We start from the raw sequence: 1386 nt of genomic DNA on the forward strand, positions 1-1386 counted from the left end.
CGGCTTGAGGGCGGCCACGCCCTCCATGGTCACGCCCGGGCGCGGCCCGTCGTCCTTGCTGACGACGGTGCCGTCGGGCAGGGTCACCGGGGTGATCTCCCGCTCCCAGAAGCCCTTCTTGATGGCCTCCTCGGCGAGGTTCTGCGAGCGGACGCCGAACTCGTCCATCTCCTGGCGCGTGATGCCCTTCCAGCGGGCGAGGTTCTCCGCGGTCTGGCCCATCGCGATGTAGGGGTCGGGCAGCAGGCCGTCCTCGCGCGGGTCGTGCCAGGTGGCGCCCTCCTGCTGCGCGACGGCGGCGGTACGGGCCTCCGCCTCGGCGAACAGCGGGTTGTGGGTGTCCGGAAGGCTGTCGGAGTTGCCCTTGACGTACCGGGAGACCGTCTCCACGCCGGCCGAGATGAACACGTCGCCCTCACCGGCCTTGATGGCGTGCATCGCCATGCGGGTGGTCTGGAGGGAGGAGGCGCAGTAGCGGGTGATCGTGCAGGCGGGCAGGTGGTCCATCCCCATCTGCACGGCGACGATCCGGCCGAGGTTGTTGCCCTGTTCGCCGCCGGGCAGGCCGCAGCCGAGCATCAGGTCGTCGATGTCCTTCGGATCCAGCTCCGGGATCTTCGCAAGGGCGGCCTGGACGATCGTGGCGGCGAGATCGTCGGGGCGCATGTCCTTGAGGGAGCCCTTGTAGGCGCGGCCGATGGGGGAACGGGCGGTCGAGACGATGACGGCTTCGGGCATCACGGCTCCAGTGACGTGTGTGACGTATGGGGAAAAGTGAGCGGCTGCTTGGAAGTTACCCGCCCGTACGGTCGAGGTCACGGAAACCGCGGTGTGACACTGACCGCAATTGTCTAAGCGCTTGCTTTCCCTGTTCCCGTTGTTCCCGCCCTTCCCCGTTCACCGGTTTCCCCAAACCGGCGTCACTCCACGAACAGCCCCCGCTCCGCCGCCTTGCCGTCGAACTCCTCCAGCCACGCCTGGGCGTCGGGCAGGTGGTCGCACATGGCCTCCAGGAGCACCCGGCCCAGCAGCATCGGCGCGCACGCGGTGTCGAAGGCGAGCCCGGTGCCGACCGCCGCGGGCAGCAGCAGATCGGAGTGCTTGGCGACCGGAGCGAAGGCGGAGTCCGCGACCGTCACGACGGTCAGTCCCGCGTCCTTGGCGCAGGCGAGGNNCAGGCCCAGGACGGGCAGCGGACGGGAGGCGGCAAGGAGACGGCCCGCCTCGCGCACCGGCTCCGGATCGGCCAGCGCCTCCGCCAGATGCCGCAGGTTCTCGATCTCGGCCTCGATCGCCTGCTGGTACTCGTTGGACGAGGCCGGCCGGGGCACGGGCTCGGCGGGGGCGACCTCGCGCAGATGGCGGCGCAGCGCCGGGTAGCCGTCG

At 70.4% G+C, this 1386-nt stretch carries 2 protein-coding genes; both read right to left on the reverse strand.

All coding sequences use genetic code 11. The annotated features are described in order from the left end of the window. Positions 1 to 738: thiolase family protein (locus CCN35_RS26560; RefSeq protein WP_483883428.1), on the reverse strand; the 738-nt coding region annotated here is incomplete at its 3' end. 182 nt (positions 739 to 920) lie between these two features. After that, a partial coding sequence (locus CCN35_RS26565) for a MurR/RpiR family transcriptional regulator (RefSeq protein ID WP_483883429.1) occupies positions 921 to 1386 on the reverse strand: 466 nt, incomplete at its 5' end.

The organism is Streptomyces thermovulgaris, from assembly GCF_002155915.1.
Lineage (GTDB): Bacteria > Actinomycetota > Actinomycetes > Streptomycetales > Streptomycetaceae > Streptomyces > Streptomyces thermovulgaris.